At 44.2% G+C, this 16,523-nt stretch carries 16 protein-coding genes; 9 read left to right on the plus strand and 7 right to left on the minus strand.

Annotation, left to right across the window (positions count from 1 at the left end):
• Nucleotides 1–23 precede the first annotated feature (23 nt).
• Nucleotides 24–1,058 (minus strand): 3-dehydroquinate synthase, encoded by a 1,035-nt coding sequence (gene aroB / locus LZG72_RS07635; RefSeq protein WP_233869732.1) that lies wholly within the window; start codon nt 1,056–1,058, stop codon nt 24–26.
• 285 nt (nt 1,059–1,343) lie between these two features.
• On the opposite strand from aroB, the gene LZG72_RS07640 reads away from it, so the two are divergent.
• Complete coding sequence (locus LZG72_RS07640) at nt 1,344–2,399, plus strand: VOC family protein (protein WP_233869735.1); 1,056 nt, start codon at nt 1,344–1,346, stop codon at nt 2,397–2,399.
• Between the two features lie 58 nt (nt 2,400–2,457).
• On the opposite strand, the gene LZG72_RS07645 is transcribed toward LZG72_RS07640, so the two are convergent.
• The gene (locus LZG72_RS07645; protein WP_233869738.1) at nt 2,458–3,435 is read right to left on the minus strand and encodes a 1-acyl-sn-glycerol-3-phosphate acyltransferase; all 978 of its coding nucleotides are present in this window, start codon (nt 3,433–3,435) and stop codon (nt 2,458–2,460) included.
• Between the two features lie 128 nt (nt 3,436–3,563).
• On the opposite strand from LZG72_RS07645, the gene LZG72_RS07650 reads away from it, so the two are divergent.
• The gene (locus LZG72_RS07650) at nt 3,564–4,604 is read left to right on the plus strand and encodes a hypothetical protein (RefSeq protein WP_233869741.1); all 1,041 of its coding nucleotides are present in this window, start codon (nt 3,564–3,566) and stop codon (nt 4,602–4,604) included.
• A 43-nt stretch (nt 4,605–4,647) separates the two neighbouring features.
• A complete protein-coding gene (locus LZG72_RS07655; protein ID WP_233869744.1) occupies nt 4,648–5,496 on the plus strand; it encodes a TIGR01459 family HAD-type hydrolase in 849 nt (282 codons plus the stop codon).
• 34 nt (nt 5,497–5,530) lie between these two features.
• Here the strand turns inward: LZG72_RS07655 and LZG72_RS07660 are convergent, their stop codons facing one another.
• Nucleotides 5,531–6,511: an N-acetylmuramoyl-L-alanine amidase gene (locus LZG72_RS07660; RefSeq protein ID WP_233869747.1), complete on the minus strand. Its 981-nt coding sequence runs from the start codon at nt 6,509–6,511 to the stop codon at nt 5,531–5,533.
• A gap of 136 nt (nt 6,512–6,647) precedes the next feature.
• Here LZG72_RS07660 and LZG72_RS07665 point away from each other — a divergent pair, with 136 nt between their 5' ends.
• Nucleotides 6,648–8,189 (plus strand): YifB family Mg chelatase-like AAA ATPase, encoded by a 1,542-nt coding sequence (locus LZG72_RS07665; protein ID WP_233869750.1) that lies wholly within the window; start codon nt 6,648–6,650, stop codon nt 8,187–8,189.
• Nucleotides 8,190–8,230: 41 nt separating this feature from the next.
• Nucleotides 8,231–8,920 (plus strand): Uma2 family endonuclease, encoded by a 690-nt coding sequence (locus LZG72_RS07670; protein WP_233869754.1) that lies wholly within the window; start codon nt 8,231–8,233, stop codon nt 8,918–8,920.
• A gap of 19 nt (nt 8,921–8,939) precedes the next feature.
• Here the strand turns inward: LZG72_RS07670 and LZG72_RS07675 are convergent, their stop codons facing one another.
• The 3 genes from LZG72_RS07675 to LZG72_RS07685 form a co-directional block, all read right to left on the minus strand.
• On the minus strand, nt 8,940–9,752 hold the full coding sequence (locus LZG72_RS07675; protein ID WP_233869757.1) for a hypothetical protein: 813 nt from the start codon (nt 9,750–9,752) through the stop codon (nt 8,940–8,942).
• 145 nt (nt 9,753–9,897) lie between these two features.
• Nucleotides 9,898–10,719, minus strand: a complete 822-nt coding sequence (locus LZG72_RS07680; RefSeq protein ID WP_233869760.1) for an enoyl-ACP reductase — start codon at nt 10,717–10,719, stop codon at nt 9,898–9,900.
• A gap of 115 nt (nt 10,720–10,834) precedes the next feature.
• Nucleotides 10,835–11,854 (minus strand): carboxylesterase, encoded by a 1,020-nt coding sequence (locus LZG72_RS07685; RefSeq protein ID WP_233869763.1) that lies wholly within the window; start codon nt 11,852–11,854, stop codon nt 10,835–10,837.
• Between the two features lie 170 nt (nt 11,855–12,024).
• On the opposite strand from LZG72_RS07685, the gene LZG72_RS07690 reads away from it, so the two are divergent.
• The 4 genes from LZG72_RS07690 (at nt 12,025) to LZG72_RS07705 (ending at nt 16,021) form a co-directional block, all read left to right on the plus strand.
• Complete coding sequence (locus LZG72_RS07690; protein ID WP_233869766.1) at nt 12,025–12,711, plus strand: response regulator transcription factor; 687 nt, start codon at nt 12,025–12,027, stop codon at nt 12,709–12,711.
• Nucleotides 12,712–12,810: 99 nt separating this feature from the next.
• Nucleotides 12,811–13,791, plus strand: a complete 981-nt coding sequence (gene hemB / locus LZG72_RS07695) for a porphobilinogen synthase (RefSeq protein ID WP_233869769.1) — start codon at nt 12,811–12,813, stop codon at nt 13,789–13,791.
• A gap of 271 nt (nt 13,792–14,062) precedes the next feature.
• Entirely contained in the window at nt 14,063–14,470 is a 408-nt protein-coding gene (locus tag LZG72_RS07700; RefSeq protein WP_233869772.1) for a PIN domain-containing protein, read from the plus strand.
• Between the two features lie 21 nt (nt 14,471–14,491).
• Nucleotides 14,492–16,021 (plus strand): M20/M25/M40 family metallo-hydrolase, encoded by a 1,530-nt coding sequence (locus tag LZG72_RS07705; RefSeq protein WP_233869775.1) that lies wholly within the window; start codon nt 14,492–14,494, stop codon nt 16,019–16,021.
• 51 nt (nt 16,022–16,072) lie between these two features.
• On the opposite strand, the gene LZG72_RS07710 is transcribed toward LZG72_RS07705, so the two are convergent.
• Nucleotides 16,073–16,519, minus strand: coding sequence for a DMT family transporter (locus tag LZG72_RS07710; RefSeq protein ID WP_233869778.1), 447 nt, complete (start codon nt 16,517–16,519; stop codon nt 16,073–16,075).
• Nucleotides 16,520–16,523 lie beyond the last annotated feature (4 nt).

Genomic DNA, 16,523 nt, shown 5'->3' on the forward strand with positions numbered 1-16,523 from the left:
CTTATAACTGACGTTTTGTAAAACTACCCCAAATAATAAGCTATTGATTTACGCATTTCAGAAGCAGTAACCACGATATCATATGCACATTGCCCCGCTCCTTCCAGCAATGAAAACCGCACTTCCTTTCCTTTATTTTTCTTATCCTGACGAGTTAATGCAATGATTTTCTCAACATCCTCAGGCTTAATGTTCACTTTACCATATGTGGCAAAAAGAAATTCTTCAATATCCGTCAACGTTTCCTGGTCAATCATTTTCCGTTCGAATGACAGGTAACTTTCCATGATCATTCCCACTGCGATCGCTTCTCCATGATACAGTCGCTGACCGGCTGGTTTATTTAAAAAACACGTTTCAACCGCGTGTCCGAGTGTGTGTCCGAAATTCAATATTTTCCTCAACCCTTTTTCCGTCGGATCCTGCTCAACAACCTGCTGCTTAATTTGCACGGAATGCGCGATCAGGTCCACCCAATTCTGTTCTTCAAAATCCTTTTGCCTGATTTCATCCCACTTTTTTGAGTCCGCAATCAGGCAGTGTTTAATAATTTCTGCAAATCCGGAGCGTATTTCCCTTTCCGGTAAAGTTTTCAAAAAAACCGGATCGATCAGAACTCTTTTCGGAATATTAAAAACACCAAGATGATTTTTAAATCCCTGAAAATCAATCCCAAGCTTCCCTCCAACGCTGGCATCGACCTGCGAAAGCAGCGTGGTCGGCACCTGTATAAAATCTATTCCACGCTTGTAAACTGCCGCACAAAATCCCCCCATATCACCCATTACCCCACCACCTACATTAATCACCAACGCATGCCTGTCAAGCTCTTCTTTTGTGAGCGCCTCCCATATTTTTTCACAGGTCGCCAGTGTTTTATATGCCTCACCAGGTGAAACGGTAACCACACTATGTTTTGGCAAAACAGCCTTCAAACTTTGATAACAATGCTTTTTTGTATTGTTATCGGCTATTACAACGATTTTTGAGTATTGAAAAGAACTTAGGAATTCCGGTAAGCTTTCGCTTATCGGAGCAATTACAACAGACTGATTCATTCGAACTTAAATTGAGACGAGCTCATCACATTTACGATGAGTGCAGCCAAATGGATGCGTAGACTTCCTTCTTCCTGAAATAATATTCTGGAAATCCAATTTAAAGATAGGAATTATTATGTTTATCATGTAAACAAATGGGTTTTGTATCCCAAGAAATTTTTTCCACACTTCACATTCGTTCCACAGTGGCTTTTATGCCTCCCGGTTTCCTTTTTATTTCGTAAAATTGCCGGTTCTTAAAACCCAGTTACAAATTCAGTTTCTTAATTATATTCTCAACAAATGAGTACGCCGCTGATTTCAGGAATTCAACAAGTAGGAATAGGGGTTCAGAATGTGCCCGATGCGTGGAAGTGGTACCGTCAGGTGTTGGGATTCGATGTCCCGGTATTCGATGAAAAAGCGGAGGCGCCACTGATGATTCCGTATACAGGCGGCGAAGTACATAAAAGACATGCAGTGCTCGCCATTAACATGGCTGGCGGCGGCGGACTGGAAATATGGTCGTTCACAAGCCGGAAATCGGCACCGGCAAATTTCAAACTGCAACCGGGCGATCTGGGAATCAATGCGATCCGTTTTAAAGCTCCTGATGTGCAAAAAGCACATGAATGGGTTAAAAGTAAATCCAAAGAAGCGGTGGGACCGATTGTGAAGCTGCCGGAAGGAGAAGGTTTTTGGGGTGTTGATCCCTATGGAAATTCTTTTCAGATTACCAGCGATGCTTCCTGGTTTCAAAAAACCAAAAAACCAGTTGGCGGCGTGGCCGGGGTAGTAATAGGCGTTTCAGACATTGACCAGTCGGTTATTTTTTATGAAAACCTGTTGCAACCGATTGAGGTTATTTATGACGTCACCGGCACTTTCGACGATCTGCCCTCGTCCATTCCCGGGCAGCGTTACCGAAGAATGTTGCTTCGCAAAAGCTTCACGCCCGACGGTGCATTCAGCAAACTTCTGGGAGATATTCAGATCGAACTTGTGCAGGCACTGGATAGAATTCCTAAAAAACTATTTGAAAACCGTTATTGGGGCGATTGCGGCTACATTCACTTGTGTTTTGACACGTTGGATATGAATGCATTAAAAACAAAATTGCAGGCACAAGGCTACCCATTTACGATTGACAGTGAAAAATCTTTCGGAATGGAATCCGCAGCCGGTCGTTTCGCCTATCTGGAAGATCCCGACGGGACCCTCATCGAACTCGTCGAAACCCATAAAGTACCTGTTTTGAAGAAAATAGGCTGGTTTTTAGATATTCAAAAAAGAAAAAACCAAAAGCCTCTGCCGGATTGGATGTTAAAAACGATGAGTTTGAACCGGGTGAAGGATTGATTCTAACCTACAATTAACCATGTAAATTTGTATTTCAAAAGTCAAATTACATGGTTAACTAATACCTCCCCCCCAGCCAGGCCAGTAACCACAATCCAAAAAACAGCCCGATTCCGGCTGGCCAGCCTGCGATGAAACCGAGGATGATGGAAAGAACACCTACCAGTACCGGATAGAGATAAATCAGCATACCGAAAAGAACAGAATCGTAGAATACCGTTCTTTTTGTTAATTGGTCCGCTTTGTCTTTGAAGACTGAATAAATCGGCTGATGGATAAGCCGGCCCAGGCTTCCTAATGCGCGCTGGATCGCATTTCCGCGGGGCGGTACTTTGCATTCACCAAAAAAAGCATCCATTTGCAGCCTTTGCTCTTCTTTTGATAATTCAGCTGGCAACGTCAGGATTTGGGCGTTCATTCTTTTATCAAGCAACTCATTAAACTCTCTAAGCCATTTTTCGTATTCAGCCGGACTGGTCTGAATATCTTCCTGACTAATTATTTCTCCAAATCGTAACGAAACCCGTTTGCCAGGCCCGCGGAACTGATCGTAATTAATACCCGTCGGAAGAACCTTCATTGCCGGAAGCGCATCGTCGCCATACCAGGTTTTATAAGCCATTCTTGCAGTACCTTTTCCCAGCGGCCGCAAACGCCATTCATTCACACAAACTCCCTCCGAAAAAACAATGACGACATCGCCCTTTTTCAACGCTGCGTGACTTTCATCAGCCGTAACATCGTAGTTTTTAACATATTGCCGACCTTCCGATCCTCGGAAAACGGGGATGAGGTTGATCTGCCGCAACCAGAATGCGATAGACGGTTTTTTGAAAGCATCCCCTCTCGCAAGCGTATGTATTTGTTTTTTGAGTACCGCACCAATCACCAGTGCGTCGAAAAATGAATCGGGATGGTTGGAGGCCAGTAATATGGGCGAGCCTTCCGGAAGTTTATCAAAATAGCGGACACACAGCTTTTTTAGATAAATAGGCAGTGCCAGCCGGATCAGGAAACGTGAGAAATAGTAAAACAAAATTGCAAAGGTAAGTTTTTACAAAATTATGAGATTATAGGCTCCTTCTAAGTTGCTACCTTTGAAATTATTTAACAATGCCCGTTATCGGATCGTCAACAGCTAAATAGCCTAACAATTTATCAGGAATGCGCTTAAAAGACTATCCCCAGATTATCCGTCAGGCCTGGACTGGTTTCGACAATTCCATTGGGGTGAAATTTGTGGAAGACATCAGTGCCAAAGTGTCGACAAATCACGTGTTCAGGGTCACGCTGGACAATGATGATAAGGTTATTGCCAAGCTTTCCTATTTCGGCAAATACGAACATTTTAAAGAAGATCACAAGATCATTCAGGCGCTTTCGAGTAACCTTTTATACCCATTTGAAAATGTGCTCGCCAAGTCGCTGGTAAAGAATAATCAGGTTTATACCTATCGCTACCAGGAAGATTTTGTGGATACCTGGGTCGTTTTTTACAATCCGATCCGCGTAATGAACCGTCTTCCCAGGCGGCTTAATGAAGATCAGATCAGGAAGTTAGGTAATGAAGCTGCGAAATTCCACCTTGCTTGTTTTCGGGCAAGTCATTCGCTCCCGAAGTCTTCAAAAAATCTTCGTACCGATATTCAACATTTGCTGGAAATACTTGAAAGTGACACGGGACAATACGAACACCGGGGTTATATCCACATTCTGAAAAAACAATGTGACATTTTCATGAAGAATATCCAACGCTTGAATGTTAGTTCTTTTGATTTAATGCCGGTTTTTGTTGACTGGAACATTGGCAATTTTTCGGTCACGGAAGATCTCAAATTCTATTCGCGTTGGGATTACGACTGGTTTCGCGTTTCATCCCGCATCATGGATTTCTACTTTTACAGTCGCGTGGTATCGAATGTAGGCGACCGGACGGTTTTCAGCTATTTAATGGGCCCGTTAATGGAAGACCGTTTCATGATTTTTCTTCAGGAATACCACAAGGTTTACCCATTAACAGAACGTGAAGTGCGGTTTATGAAAGAAGCATATCGCTTTTTTATCTTGAATTATGTAATCAAATACGGCAAGTATTTCTTTCACAGATCGTACTGCGCCAAATTGCAAAAAGAGGCTTACGAACTTTATTTTCCTTCAATAGACGGATTCGATGCAGATAAGATCCTTCGCGCATTAAATATCTGACACACTATTCACCACTCTACACTTCCATTTAAGACACCAACTCATGATCCTCGATAATTTCAGATCCGTAATTTCTAAATATGACGTCATTTTCTTCGATGCCTTCGGCGTTTTGAAAACCTATAATGGGCTCATTCCGGGCATTGAAAATACATTTGCATATCTGAGAGAAACCGGGAAAGATTTTTATGTTGTTACCAATGATGCATCGAGGGGGCCGGAGGAGCTGGCCGCAAGTTATGTTAAGTTGGGGATCAATGACGTTACACCCGATCGCATTATTTCGTCAGGAATGCTGGCAAGAGAATACCTCGACCTGAAAGTTCGAAAAGGCATTGTTGCCTATTTGGGAACCGAAAATTCGGCGCATTATATCGAAACTCCGGACCTGAGAACATTATCCATCCGAACACTGGATCTGAACGAAGTCAACGACATTAATGCATTGGTGTTCCTCGATGACGAAGGTTTTGATTGGAATACGGATTTGACAAAAACCCTGAACCTGCTCCGCAAACGCAATATCCCGGTGATCGTTGCAAATACGGACAAAACCTATCCCGCCTCAAAAAGCAGGTTATCCATTGCCGTGGGTGCATTGGCGAAGATGATTGAAGATACCATCGGCCGACAGTTCATACGTTTCGGAAAACCCGATCCGCAGATGTTTATTTTTGCTTACCAGCATATCAAAAACTATCCGAATGTGAGTAAAAGGGACATTCTGATGGTGGGAGATACGTTACATACCGATATTTTGGGTGGGAATAAATTTGGTTTGGACACTGCGCTTGTGTTGACGGGCAATACCCAGGCCGAAGATGCGGAAGTAAGGATCCGCGCCACCGGCATTATCCCTACTTACATTTGTGTTTCGGCGGTGGTTGAATAGAATTTACTCGCTTTTCAGGCTTTCAACGGGATATTTAATCAACGTAATATTCTTTTGCGCGTTGCTCTTCTTGTTCCGATTCCAGCGATTTTCCAAGCATATTCAATATCGCCGCACGTTTTTTATGACATTCGGCAGCGATATAGGAATCCGGAAAAGAACGGACCGAGCGTGTAAACAGATCGTATGCTTCCCGTAAAGACATTGTATCCTTTTTCGACATCAACCTATTCGCTTCCTCGAAATCCTGTTTCCACTGTTTGGCGATCGGCGTCATCCGTTCAGCTTCCTGAAATACCTTAAATGGCGGAATAGCCGGCACATTGGAATTTTTAACTTCTATTTTTTGAATTGGTTTTGCAAAAAAGGCCTCAATTGCTTCCGTATATGCGATTGCTTCATTCCGATTGTGTTTCTCTGATTTTAGTTTCTGTTCTTCCGCCGCATTGGTAAAAAAAGACGCTTCCGCCAAAATAGCCGGTATTCCGTATGTATTCCGTAAAACGGAAGCTCCCGCCTCGGCAAAAACGGTGAAGTCCGATACCAGGGAAATGGGCGATTTTGGCTTGTGCATGTACTTTAATAACTTGGCTCCAAGCAGTTTCCCAAATGCGACACTAGCCAGGTTTTCAGACTTATTACCATGAAAATAAATGATCGGGAAGTTGACAGAGGAATCTGCAGTTGCATTATGGTGAATGGAAACTAAAAGGTCTGCTTTGCTCTCAACGGCCATTTTTGAACGGTCCGGCAGCGGCACTACTTTATCTTCGGTCCGCGTCATGATTACTTTTGCCCCTTTTTCTTCGAGCATTTTCTGAAGCATTAAGCCTACCCTCAAATCAATCCATTCTTCCCGTTCGCCCCCCGGTCCCACCCGGTAACTGTCCGTTGCTGCCGTTCCACCATGCCCGGGATCGATACAAATGGTTTTTCCTTTGACCGGGCTTTCGTTTTTTTGACCAAAAGCATTTAAACTGACCAGAAATATGACTGCTAAGAATACCTTATTCATCGGATTGTCTATTTAATCATAAAATATACAGCAATCGTCTGATAGCCAAGCAATCACAGATTATTGATTTTGTTTCTCCGATTTCCTGCTATTTTTGCCCGTAATTTTCCTATTTAATTACTCAAATACACACACCATGTTAGCTAAAACGTACGGCAGTGCCGTCTTCGGCGTGGACGCCACCATCATTACCATCGAGGTAAATGTAGGTCAGGGACTCGGTTTTTATATGGTTGGACTCGCCGATAGTGCGGTGAAGGAAAGCCAGCAACGGGTCGAAGCTTCTCTTAAATACTTTGGGTATAAAATGCCGCGGCAAAAGCTGGTTGTGAACCTGGCGCCGGCCGACATTCGAAAGGAAGGTTCCGCGTACGACCTTCCCATTGCACTCTGCACGCTTCTCACTTCCGAACAGCTTACCTGCGAGCTGAGCCTGGAAGATTACATCATTCTGGGAGAATTGTCACTTGATGGGATTCTGAGGCCGATCAAAGGTGTTTTGCCGATTGCGATTGAAGCGCGTAAAGCCGGTTTCAAAGGAATTATTCTACCTGCTGAGAACGCCCATGAAGCCGCCATTGTCAACAACATCGACGTGATCCCGATCGAGACTTTAACGGAGGCGATCGCTTTCTTTGAAGGGAAACTTGCGATCCCGCCCCTGAAAGTGGATACGCGCGATCTGTTTTTCTCCTCCCAAAACGAGTATGAAGCTGATTTTGAACACGTTCAGGGACAAGAAAATATCAAACGTGCGCTGGAAATCACAGCTGCCGGCGGTCATAATGCGATTATTATCGGACCTCCGGGAGCGGGGAAAACCATGCTGGCAAAGCGCATTCCAAGTATTCTGCCTCCATTAAGTTTGCCGGAAGCCCTGGAAACCACTAAAATCCATTCTGTTGCGGGAAAGCTTGGGAAGCGTGCAACCCTGGTTTCACGAAGACCATTTCGTTCGCCGCACCATTCCATTAGTGACGTTGCATTGGTAGGCGGCGGCGGATATCCTCAGCCGGGTGAAATATCCCTGGCGCACAATGGAGTCCTTTTTCTCGACGAGTTGCCGGAATTCAAGAGATCGGTTCTGGAAGTCATGCGTCAACCACTGGAAGAACGGAGAGTAAGTATTTCGAGAGCCAAAATGACCGTCGAGTTTCCGGCCAATTTTATGCTGATCGCCAGTATGAACCCGTGTCCGTGCGGTTATTACAATCATCCCGACAAAGAATGCGTCTGCGGGCCCGGCGTGGTTCAAAAGTACCTCAACAAAATCAGCGGCCCATTGCTCGACCGCATTGACCTGCATGTAGAGGTAACTCCTGTTTCCTTCGAGCAGATTTCATCGACCCGAAAATCTGAAAACAGCGATCAGATCCGCGAAAGAGTCATTGCGGCACGCGAGCGGCAGACGGAACGATTCAAAAACCGAAAGGAAATTTACTCTAACGCGATGATGACGCCGGAAATGGTGAAAGAAATCTGCGTGATCGAAGATGTAGGAAAAGCACTTTTGCGGAAAGCAATGGAACGGTTAGGCTTATCTGCCCGGGCTTATGACCGCATTTTGAAAGTCTCCCGCACCATCGCCGACCTGGCTGGAAGTGACGAAATCAAAGTCGAGCACCTTGCCGAAGCCATTCAATACCGGAGCCTGGATCGGGAGAATTGGGCTGGATAAGGTAGTTAATCAGTAATTTTTAAACTATAAATTTATTAAATTTGGAAACACTACTTTTAGAAAGCCAATTTTTAAAAACTGAGATGGGTAAGCGAATGGTGTCAGACATCCTCAACGAACCGGACGCATATTTTGTAGTCCAGGCGGTAACTGATGTCTTGAATAAAGAACGTGACCGGCGAGCTAAATTTTATAACGACATTACCGAAGATGATAAAATCGAGTTTATTAACGGTGAAATTATTGTTCATTCTCCGGTAAAGCTGGGTCATAACTTCGCAACAACTATGCTTTCCAGGGCGCTAAGTATCTTCGTGGGAAAATTTGAGCTCGGTTTCGTGGGAGTTGAGAAAATTATGATCACTCTCACTCGTAATGATTATGAGCCAGATATCTGTTTCTTCATCAAAGAAAAGTCAAGTCATTTTACAAAAAATCAGACACTTTTCCCGGCTCCAGACTTTGTAGTTGAAATTACTTCACCGTCTACCGAAAAGCGTGATCGTGGCGTTAAGTTCAAAGATTATCAGGCGCATTCAATAGAAGAATATTGGATTATCGATCCGGATCAAGAGACTTTAGAGCAATATCACTTGAAAGGTGAAGAATACGAGCTTGTACTCAAATCCGCCATTGGAACAGTGACCAGTTTTGCAATACCTGGTTTTCAGATTCCTATTCAGGCGATCTTTAATGACGCTGAAAACCGGAAAGTAATTCAGAACTTCTAAATTTTCGGCGCCAATCCACTCAAAGTTCCTCTATACTTACTCCTCCCAATTCCTGAAATAGCGTTTGCCAGTAATGCGTGACGTGCGGGTTGTTTTCTTTGGTCGAAGCTGTGGGTTCAAATGGCGAGACGATGGTTACCTGGGGAGAGCCAATCGCATATTGATCCAACTTTTTCGTATCCGCTTTCGCGTCAGCCTCGGCTTCTGAGTCACTTTTTGGAGGATTAATGTGGAAATCCCTGCGGTCAGCGCCTTTGACACTTTCAATCATATCGCTGAAATAATATACTTTCACTTCCGAGCCACTTTCACCCGCCTTCGCGATCACAGGCAAACTAGCCCAGATATCCGTCGATAAATTGGACGCTCCTGTATTTTGCTGGTTCAATTTCGTTAATAGCTGGCGCAGGTAAATGCCCTTTTCTTTTTGCAGAGATAGCTGAAATGCAGTTTCAATTCCCTCGCGGTCCGTGGCGTTTGCAGCCGACATATCATCTTTCTCACTCCTCACAGTCAGCGACAATGCTCTGGCTTTAGAGGTATTTTCATGAATAAAATACACTTCCAGCTTATCGCCTTTATTCTTCATGTTGTTGTCAATAATGTCTGTCAAAGCCTGGCGGTACTTTTCATTAACGTAATTTTTATCGACGTGTACGCTCTGGGTTTTATCTAAAAAAACAAGTGTGTAAACGGGTGCATCGGGGGCAGCCTGTGTTTGTTCTTTTTCGCCACCGCACGATGAAACTGCTACGGATAATGCGATGAAAAGGATAAGTTTTGCCTGTCGGCTGAATTTTCTGAAAAAAGGGCGATTTGTTTTAGGTCTCATTTTTAAATATTTAATGGCTAAACTAATTGGTTCTCAAATAGAACACAACGGCAAACGGGTGTGAATGCTAAATATTTCATTAAAAACAGAAAACCCTTCAAAACGTGTGCCTTGAAGGGTTTTATAAATGAATATCTTCTTAAATCTATTTATTCTGAGCCTGGATCAATTCAACGATTTCTTCCGAAATACCGGTTGATGAATAGCCGCCGTCGTGATACAGATTTTGCATGGTTACGAAACGCGTCAGATCTGAGAATAAAGTAATGGCGTAATTGGCGCAATCGTCGGCCGTAGCATTGCCTAATGGGCTCATTTTATTGGCAAAATCATAAAATGCATCAAAACCTTCGATTCCTGAACCTGCTTTTGTTTTGGTAGGAGATTGCGAAATCGTATTTACGCGCACATTCTTGGCTTTCCCGTAACGATAGCCATAGCTGCGGGCAATGCTTTCCAGCAATGCTTTGGCTTCGGCCATATCACTATAAAATGAGTAGGTACGCTGAGCAGCAATGTATGACAATGCCACAACCGATCCCCATTCGCTAAGTGCGTCCTGTTTTTCAGCAACTTGCAGAAATTTGTGTAACGAGATCGCAGATATGTCAATGCCTTTTTGAAACCAATCGTAGTTCAAATCACCGTACTCTTTTCCTTTGCGAACATTCAACGACATTCCGATTGAATGCAGAACGAAATCGATTTTGCCGCCCAGGATCTCAACAGATTTTGTGAACAGGTTTTCAATATCTTCAACAGAAGTGGCGTCGGCAGGAATGATCTGAGCATCGCATTGTTTCGCCAAATCATTAATCGCGCCCATTCGCATGGCGATCGGCGCATTGGTTAACGTAAAAATGGCACCTTCTTCCTTTGCTTTCAGCGCAACTTTCCAGGCAATCGAATTTTCATCCAGTGCACCTGATATAATTCCTCTTTTTCCTTTTAATAAACCGTAAGCCATGTTTTCCTTTTATTGATAATTAACTAGGATATATCCGTTTAAGGCGGCAAAGTAAAGCATTTTTACCGGGTTAAACCAGTTTCAGCACCTCCCCAAAATTCCGCCGGCTGTGAGTTCAAGGTTGTAAAACTGCCTTTTCTACTGGTTTCAGACGCAGCTTTTCCTGAAAAAACTGATCTGTCGCCTGATAAACACCCTTTACATCTTTCGATCTCAGACGGGATGCAATCACATGGTCGCCACTCTCCGGGAAGGATTTTTCAACCTTCATTTCGGCCGGTGTACCCAGTTCCTGAAACATCTCTTTGATCGCTTCCACCGACACCACTTTATCCTGCTCCTCTTTATTTTTGTAATAATACCCTACAAAAACCGGCATTTTAACCTGCTCGTAAATGTCCCGCCGCGCAATCGCATCCATCATTTGCTGCAAAGTAATCAGGCCATTTGAATGGTATCCCTGAAGCCAGTATTTGGCTTGTTCGGAATCCTCGTCTTTGGTAATGTTGTGGTCGCCCATCACCTGGTGCAAAATTTTCACCCCCCAATGCCCCGTGATGAGTTTCAAAGAAGAATTCGCGACGGCCATGCAGGGCGAATAAAGAACGAGACCTTTGATCTCGGGATGCGTTGCCGCGAGATACACCGACAATAATCCTCCCGCCGAAGTACCGATCACAATCACACTATCTCCGATTGCTTTTCCGATAGCCAGTGCGCGTTTTGCCCCCGCCAGAAAGTTGGCTGGTGTGAGATCTTCAAATGCGTCGGGGTCGCTGATACCGGCGTCGTGCATACGTGCCAGATATAAATTCACGCCATATTTTTTAGCGAGGTCTTTATGGATTGGATCACCTTCCGCCCAGCTTGCACCGAAACCATGAATGTATATGATGCTATAAGGTGTTTTTGTCTTGTTTGCACTATCCGCCCAAATGATACGCGCCTCATTGTCAGGCTTTTTCATTGGAACAGCATTTTCCGTTCGTTTCACTTCTTCATCCAGCTTTTCCAGATCGGAAGTGATGGTAGGCAAAACAGGTGTAAGCTTTGCCTCAGGAACTCTGGGGCCAGACACAAATACAATACCCAGAATGGCGATCACGGCGACAATCCAAAGAAGTAATTTTAACATTATTTATGACGGATGAAGGTTTTACAAATACCAAAGATCACTAGTTTTAAGCGCACAACCGGTAACTTATCAAGTATCGGAGTGATTTCTGAGAGAAGTATTATTGACCCATCTCTATACTCTCAAGATACACTTTTACTATCTTGCAAACCTAATTAATTGCCATTCAGATGCCAAACCTCTTACTCGTGGAAGATGATGCCAACCTGGGATCTTTACTTCAGGAATATCTGATCGACAAGGGTTTCCCCACCGACCTGGCAACGGACGGTCAAAAAGGCTGGCAATCTTTCGTCGACAAGGAATACGACCTCTGCATTTTTGATGTGATGATGCCAAAAAAGGATGGTTTTTCGCTCGCAAAAGAGGTAAGAATGAGTGGACGGGATGTACCCATTATCTTTTTGACGGCCAAGTCCATGAAAGAAGATACCATGCAGGGTTTCCGGGTTGGCGCGGACGATTATGTGACCAAACCGTTTGACCGGGAAGAACTACTGTTGCGGATCGAAGCCATTCTGCGGCGCTATAAAAAGCAGCCTGATTCCAAGGAGGAATCAAAAATTTACCAGGTGGGTCAATATATTTTTGATTACGGCCACCAGCAGCTGACCGCGAATGATAAGTCTGCCAGGCTTACCAGCAAAGAATCCGAATTACTCAAACTGTTTTGCCAAAACCTCAATCAACCCATTAGCCGCAGTTTTGCATTAAAAACCATTTGGGGCGACGATTCTTATTTTAATGCGAGAAGTATGGATGTTTACATTACCAAACTACGCAAATACCTCCGCGAAGATCCTTCCATTCAAATTATGAACCTTCACGGTGAAGGGTTTAAACTGCTGGTCGGATAACCCAGGAACTTCAGTTTTCAACGGTTGGTTTTCTTAAAACAGTAATTAAGCCGCACAAAAAAAGCCGACAGCCGACAGCTGATCGCCGAAAGCCAATTTATGATCAATTTATCTCGTCGCCCCCGACGCAATAGAAAATCTGCCGGAATCAGAGACCTGGTTCAGGAAACCACTCTTCAGGTTTCCGATTTCATTTATCCGATGTTTTTGCAGGATGGTACCAACCAAAAGGTTGAAGTGAAGTCAATGCCGGGCATTTACCGTTTTTCTCTCGACAACCTGCTGGAAGAACTGAAAGAAGTTACCGATCTCGGAATTCGCGCCATTGACCTGTTTCCCAATTATCCAGAAAGTAGGAAAGACCGGTTTGCCAGCGAAAGTTATAATGAGGACACTTTTTATCTCAAAGCGATCACTGCCATTAAGGAGCGTTTTCCTGAGCTGGTAATAATGACGGATGTCGCCATGGATCCATATAGCTCGGATGGTCACGATGGGTTGGTTGAAAATGGCAAAATTCTGAATGATGCGACTTTGGACATCCTCGGAAAGATGTCACTGGCGCAAGCGCGGGCTGGTGCGGATATTCTCGGGCCGAGTGATATGATGGATGGCCGTGTCGGTTACATTAGAAAGCATTTGGATGACAATGGTTTTACAGACGTAAGCATCATGTCCTATTCAGCCAAATATGCGAGTGCATTCTACGGCCCATTCCGCGACGCACTGGAATCTGCACCAAAATTTGGTGATAAAAAAACCTACCAAATGAGCCCCGCCAACAAACGGGAAGCATTGCTCGAAGCACAACTTGATTTTGCGGAAGGCGCTGATATGCTGATGGTTAAACCTGCATTATCTTACCTCGATATCATTAGTTTGTTGGATCAGAACTTCGATATTCCCATCGCAGCCTATAACGTTTCAGGTGAATATGCGATGATCAAAGCGGCCTCTCTAAATGGCTGGCTCGATGGCGAACGGGCGATGATGGAGGTACTTATGAGCATCCGCAGGGCCGGCGCCAAATGCATTCTGACGTATTTCGCGAAGGAGGCGGCGGTGATTTTGAATAGGTAAAATGTTTATATTTGTTCAAAACAAATAGAGCTATGCAACACACTTTTCGAATAAATACTTCCCAGCTTAGCCCAAAATTCATTGAGCTAATTCAATCCAAGTTTGAAAGCAAGGATGTTAAAATTGTTGTTGAGGAAGTCAACGAAGTAAACAAAAATCTGAACACAGCAGAGAGAAAACGATTTCTCGATCACCGAAAAAATCATCCATCATTACATATTTCAAATAAGGATGATTTCAATGCGATCGTTGATGACGTAAATCTTGACTGATGACCTATTTTGATTCAGATGTGATCTTCAATTACATTGTAACACAAGATCCTGCAAAAAACCAGCAGGCCAATCAGCTTATTCTTGAAGCGATTACACGCAACGACTTCGTAATTTCTACATTAGTAGTGAACGAAGTAGGATATGGCTTGGCCCGCTTCAATGTAGAAAATCAAATCATTAAGTCGGAACTTGATTATTTGATTTCGCTAAACATGACTTCCATTCATCAGCAGCATTTGTCGAGAGCTTTGTATTTGTCAGAAGCAATTGGCTTCAAGCATATTAATGATTGCATTCATACTGCTGTGGCTGAGAGTATAGGTTGTGACACGTTTTATCCCTACAATAAATCGGATTTCAAACGCATTCAACGTTACACCGATCTCAAAATCGTTATTTTATAATAAATCAAAGCCATTATTTATATGAAAAGATTCTTTCCGCTCATCGCACTTTTTACTATAAGTCTTCTCCAACCAACCTTCTCCCAAAAGAAAACCCCGTCCCCTCCCGAATTTCAGGCGAAAAAGTCAGAAGCTGAGGCGCATATGCGTTTTTTGGCGGCGGATGAACTTCTTGGGCGGCGGACTGGCGAGCAAGGCAATTTGGTTGCTGCCAGGTATATCGCGGAACAATTCCGGAAATTGGGAGTCGTGCCTGTTCCGGGGAACCCGGGTTCGAATACGGTTTCTTATTTCCAGAATGTTCCTTTTGAAAAACTAGGTGCGGCGGGTGCCGGTGAAATCACGGCCGATGCTGAAATCCTGAAAAGCGGCACCGACTGGATATTGATGAATGGGGATGAAGCAAACCTGAAAGCACCGATCGTTTACGCAAGTTTCGGTCTTGAAAATGCAGCCAAAAGCTGGGACGATTACAAAGGCCTGGACCTGAAAGGCAAGATCGTACTCGTGGAAAGTGGTACTCCTGAAACGCAAACTCCGGCTGAAATTGTAGCCACATCGAATGAAAAACGTAAAATAGCAGCTGACAAAGGGGCAATTGCGGTGATCGAACTATTCAATGCGCCTATTCCGTGGAACGTAGTTATGCGGGCTTTTGGCGGAGAAAAAATGTCCGTTCTCGAAGGTGAAAAAGCAACCGGCCCTGCCATCCCGCACGCGTGGGTAAATGGGAAAGAAGCGAAGTTTGCCCGGGCTTTACGTGCTGCAAAGGAAGTGGATTTCAAAACTTCGGGTAGAAAATCGAAGATCGTGAACAGTTACAATGTAGCCGGACTGATCCCCGGCAGCGATCCCAAATTAAAGGAAGAATATGTATTATTAACTGCTCATTATGATCATGTCGGGGTTGGAAAACAAGGTGGGCAACCATTTACGCCAGAAGATAGTATTTTCAACGGTGCGCGTGACAATGCATTTGGTGTTGTTGCCTTACTGACCGCAGCAGAGGCATTTACAAAAACTCCACCAAAACGGTCGGTACTCATCATCGCGCTGACCGGCGAGGAAGTGGGACTATTAGGAAGCAAATACTACGCCGCACATCCACTCATGCCGTTGAACAAATGCATTTTCAACATGAATTCAGATGGTGCCGGTTATAACGATACAACCATCGTCTCTGTCATGGGTCTCGACCGGACAGGCGCGCGTGCCGAGATTGAAACAGCCAGCCGAGCATTTGGATTGGGCGTATTCGCAGATCCGTCACCGGAGCAGGGATTATTTGACAGATCGGATAATGTCAGCTTTGCCAAAGAAGGCATCCCCGCGCCAACGTTTACACCTGGCTTCAAGGAATTTAATGGCGATATCATGAAAAATTACCACCAGGTTTCGGACAATCCTGAAACGATTGATTTCAACTATCTGCTGAAATTCAGTCAGGCATATACCTATGCTACCAGGTTGATCGCGGACCGGAAAACGGTTCCACAATGGTCAGCAGGCGATAAATATGAGCCGGCAGCTAAGAAACTATACGGAAAGTAACAAATCCAATCAAGAACCGAGGTCGCATTGAAGGCGGCCTCTTTTTTTTACCTAATTTTTCAGGATCAGGTACACACCGGCTACAAGTAATATCGCCCCTGCAATGCGCGGCCAAGTGATTTGATGTGCTGCAAATCCCTGAAAACCAAAGTGATCAATCGTCATCGCGGCGATCATTTGACCTGCAACAACCAGACAAAGCATATTCGCCGGGCCAATATCTCGAATAATGAAGATCACGGTCAGCACATAGAATGCACCAAACACACCTCCCATAAAACGCATCCAGGAAACCTGCTTGAAATCATCCAACGAAGGAATAGGATTTTGATTAAAACACGCAAAAGCGATCAGCAGAACCACAAATCCGACGAAAAAGGAAGTTAACGCCGCCAGGATGGGGTTGTTAATGGATTCGCGAAGCTGCGCATTTACTCCGGATTGAACGGTATTACTGATTCCAATCAGAAAAGCAAAAAGTAAGAAAAGCCAGTTCATGTGC

The organism is Dyadobacter sp. CY323 (assembly GCF_021390245.1).
GTDB lineage: Bacteria > Bacteroidota > Bacteroidia > Cytophagales > Spirosomataceae > Dyadobacter.

Coding starts and splice junctions, on each gene's coding strand:
- LZG72_RS07660 (WP_233869747.1), bottom strand. CDS start 6,511: ATGAATAAGGTATTCTTAGCAGTCATATTTCTGGTCAGTTTAAATGCT.
- LZG72_RS07705 (WP_233869775.1), top strand. CDS start 14,492: ATGAAAAGATTCTTTCCGCTCATCGCACTTTTTACTATAAGTCTTCTC.
- LZG72_RS07675 (WP_233869757.1), bottom strand. CDS start 9,752: ATGAGACCTAAAACAAATCGCCCTTTTTTCAGAAAATTCAGCCGACAG.
- LZG72_RS07700 (WP_233869772.1), top strand. CDS start 14,063: ATGACCTATTTTGATTCAGATGTGATCTTCAATTACATTGTAACACAA.
- LZG72_RS07690 (WP_233869766.1), top strand. CDS start 12,025: ATGCCAAACCTCTTACTCGTGGAAGATGATGCCAACCTGGGATCTTTA.
- LZG72_RS07650 (WP_233869741.1), top strand. CDS start 3,564: ATGCGCTTAAAAGACTATCCCCAGATTATCCGTCAGGCCTGGACTGGT.
- LZG72_RS07680 (WP_233869760.1), bottom strand. CDS start 10,719: ATGGCTTACGGTTTATTAAAAGGAAAAAGAGGAATTATATCAGGTGCA.
- aroB (WP_233869732.1), bottom strand. CDS start 1,058: ATGAATCAGTCTGTTGTAATTGCTCCGATAAGCGAAAGCTTACCGGAA.
- LZG72_RS07655 (WP_233869744.1), top strand. CDS start 4,648: ATGATCCTCGATAATTTCAGATCCGTAATTTCTAAATATGACGTCATT.
- LZG72_RS07710 (WP_233869778.1), bottom strand. CDS start 16,519: ATGAACTGGCTTTTCTTACTTTTTGCTTTTCTGATTGGAATCAGTAAT.
- LZG72_RS07665 (WP_233869750.1), top strand. CDS start 6,648: ATGTTAGCTAAAACGTACGGCAGTGCCGTCTTCGGCGTGGACGCCACC.
- LZG72_RS07685 (WP_233869763.1), bottom strand. CDS start 11,854: ATGTTAAAATTACTTCTTTGGATTGTCGCCGTGATCGCCATTCTGGGT.
- LZG72_RS07640 (WP_233869735.1), top strand. CDS start 1,344: ATGAGTACGCCGCTGATTTCAGGAATTCAACAAGTAGGAATAGGGGTT.
- hemB (WP_233869769.1), top strand. CDS start 12,811: ATGATCAATTTATCTCGTCGCCCCCGACGCAATAGAAAATCTGCCGGA.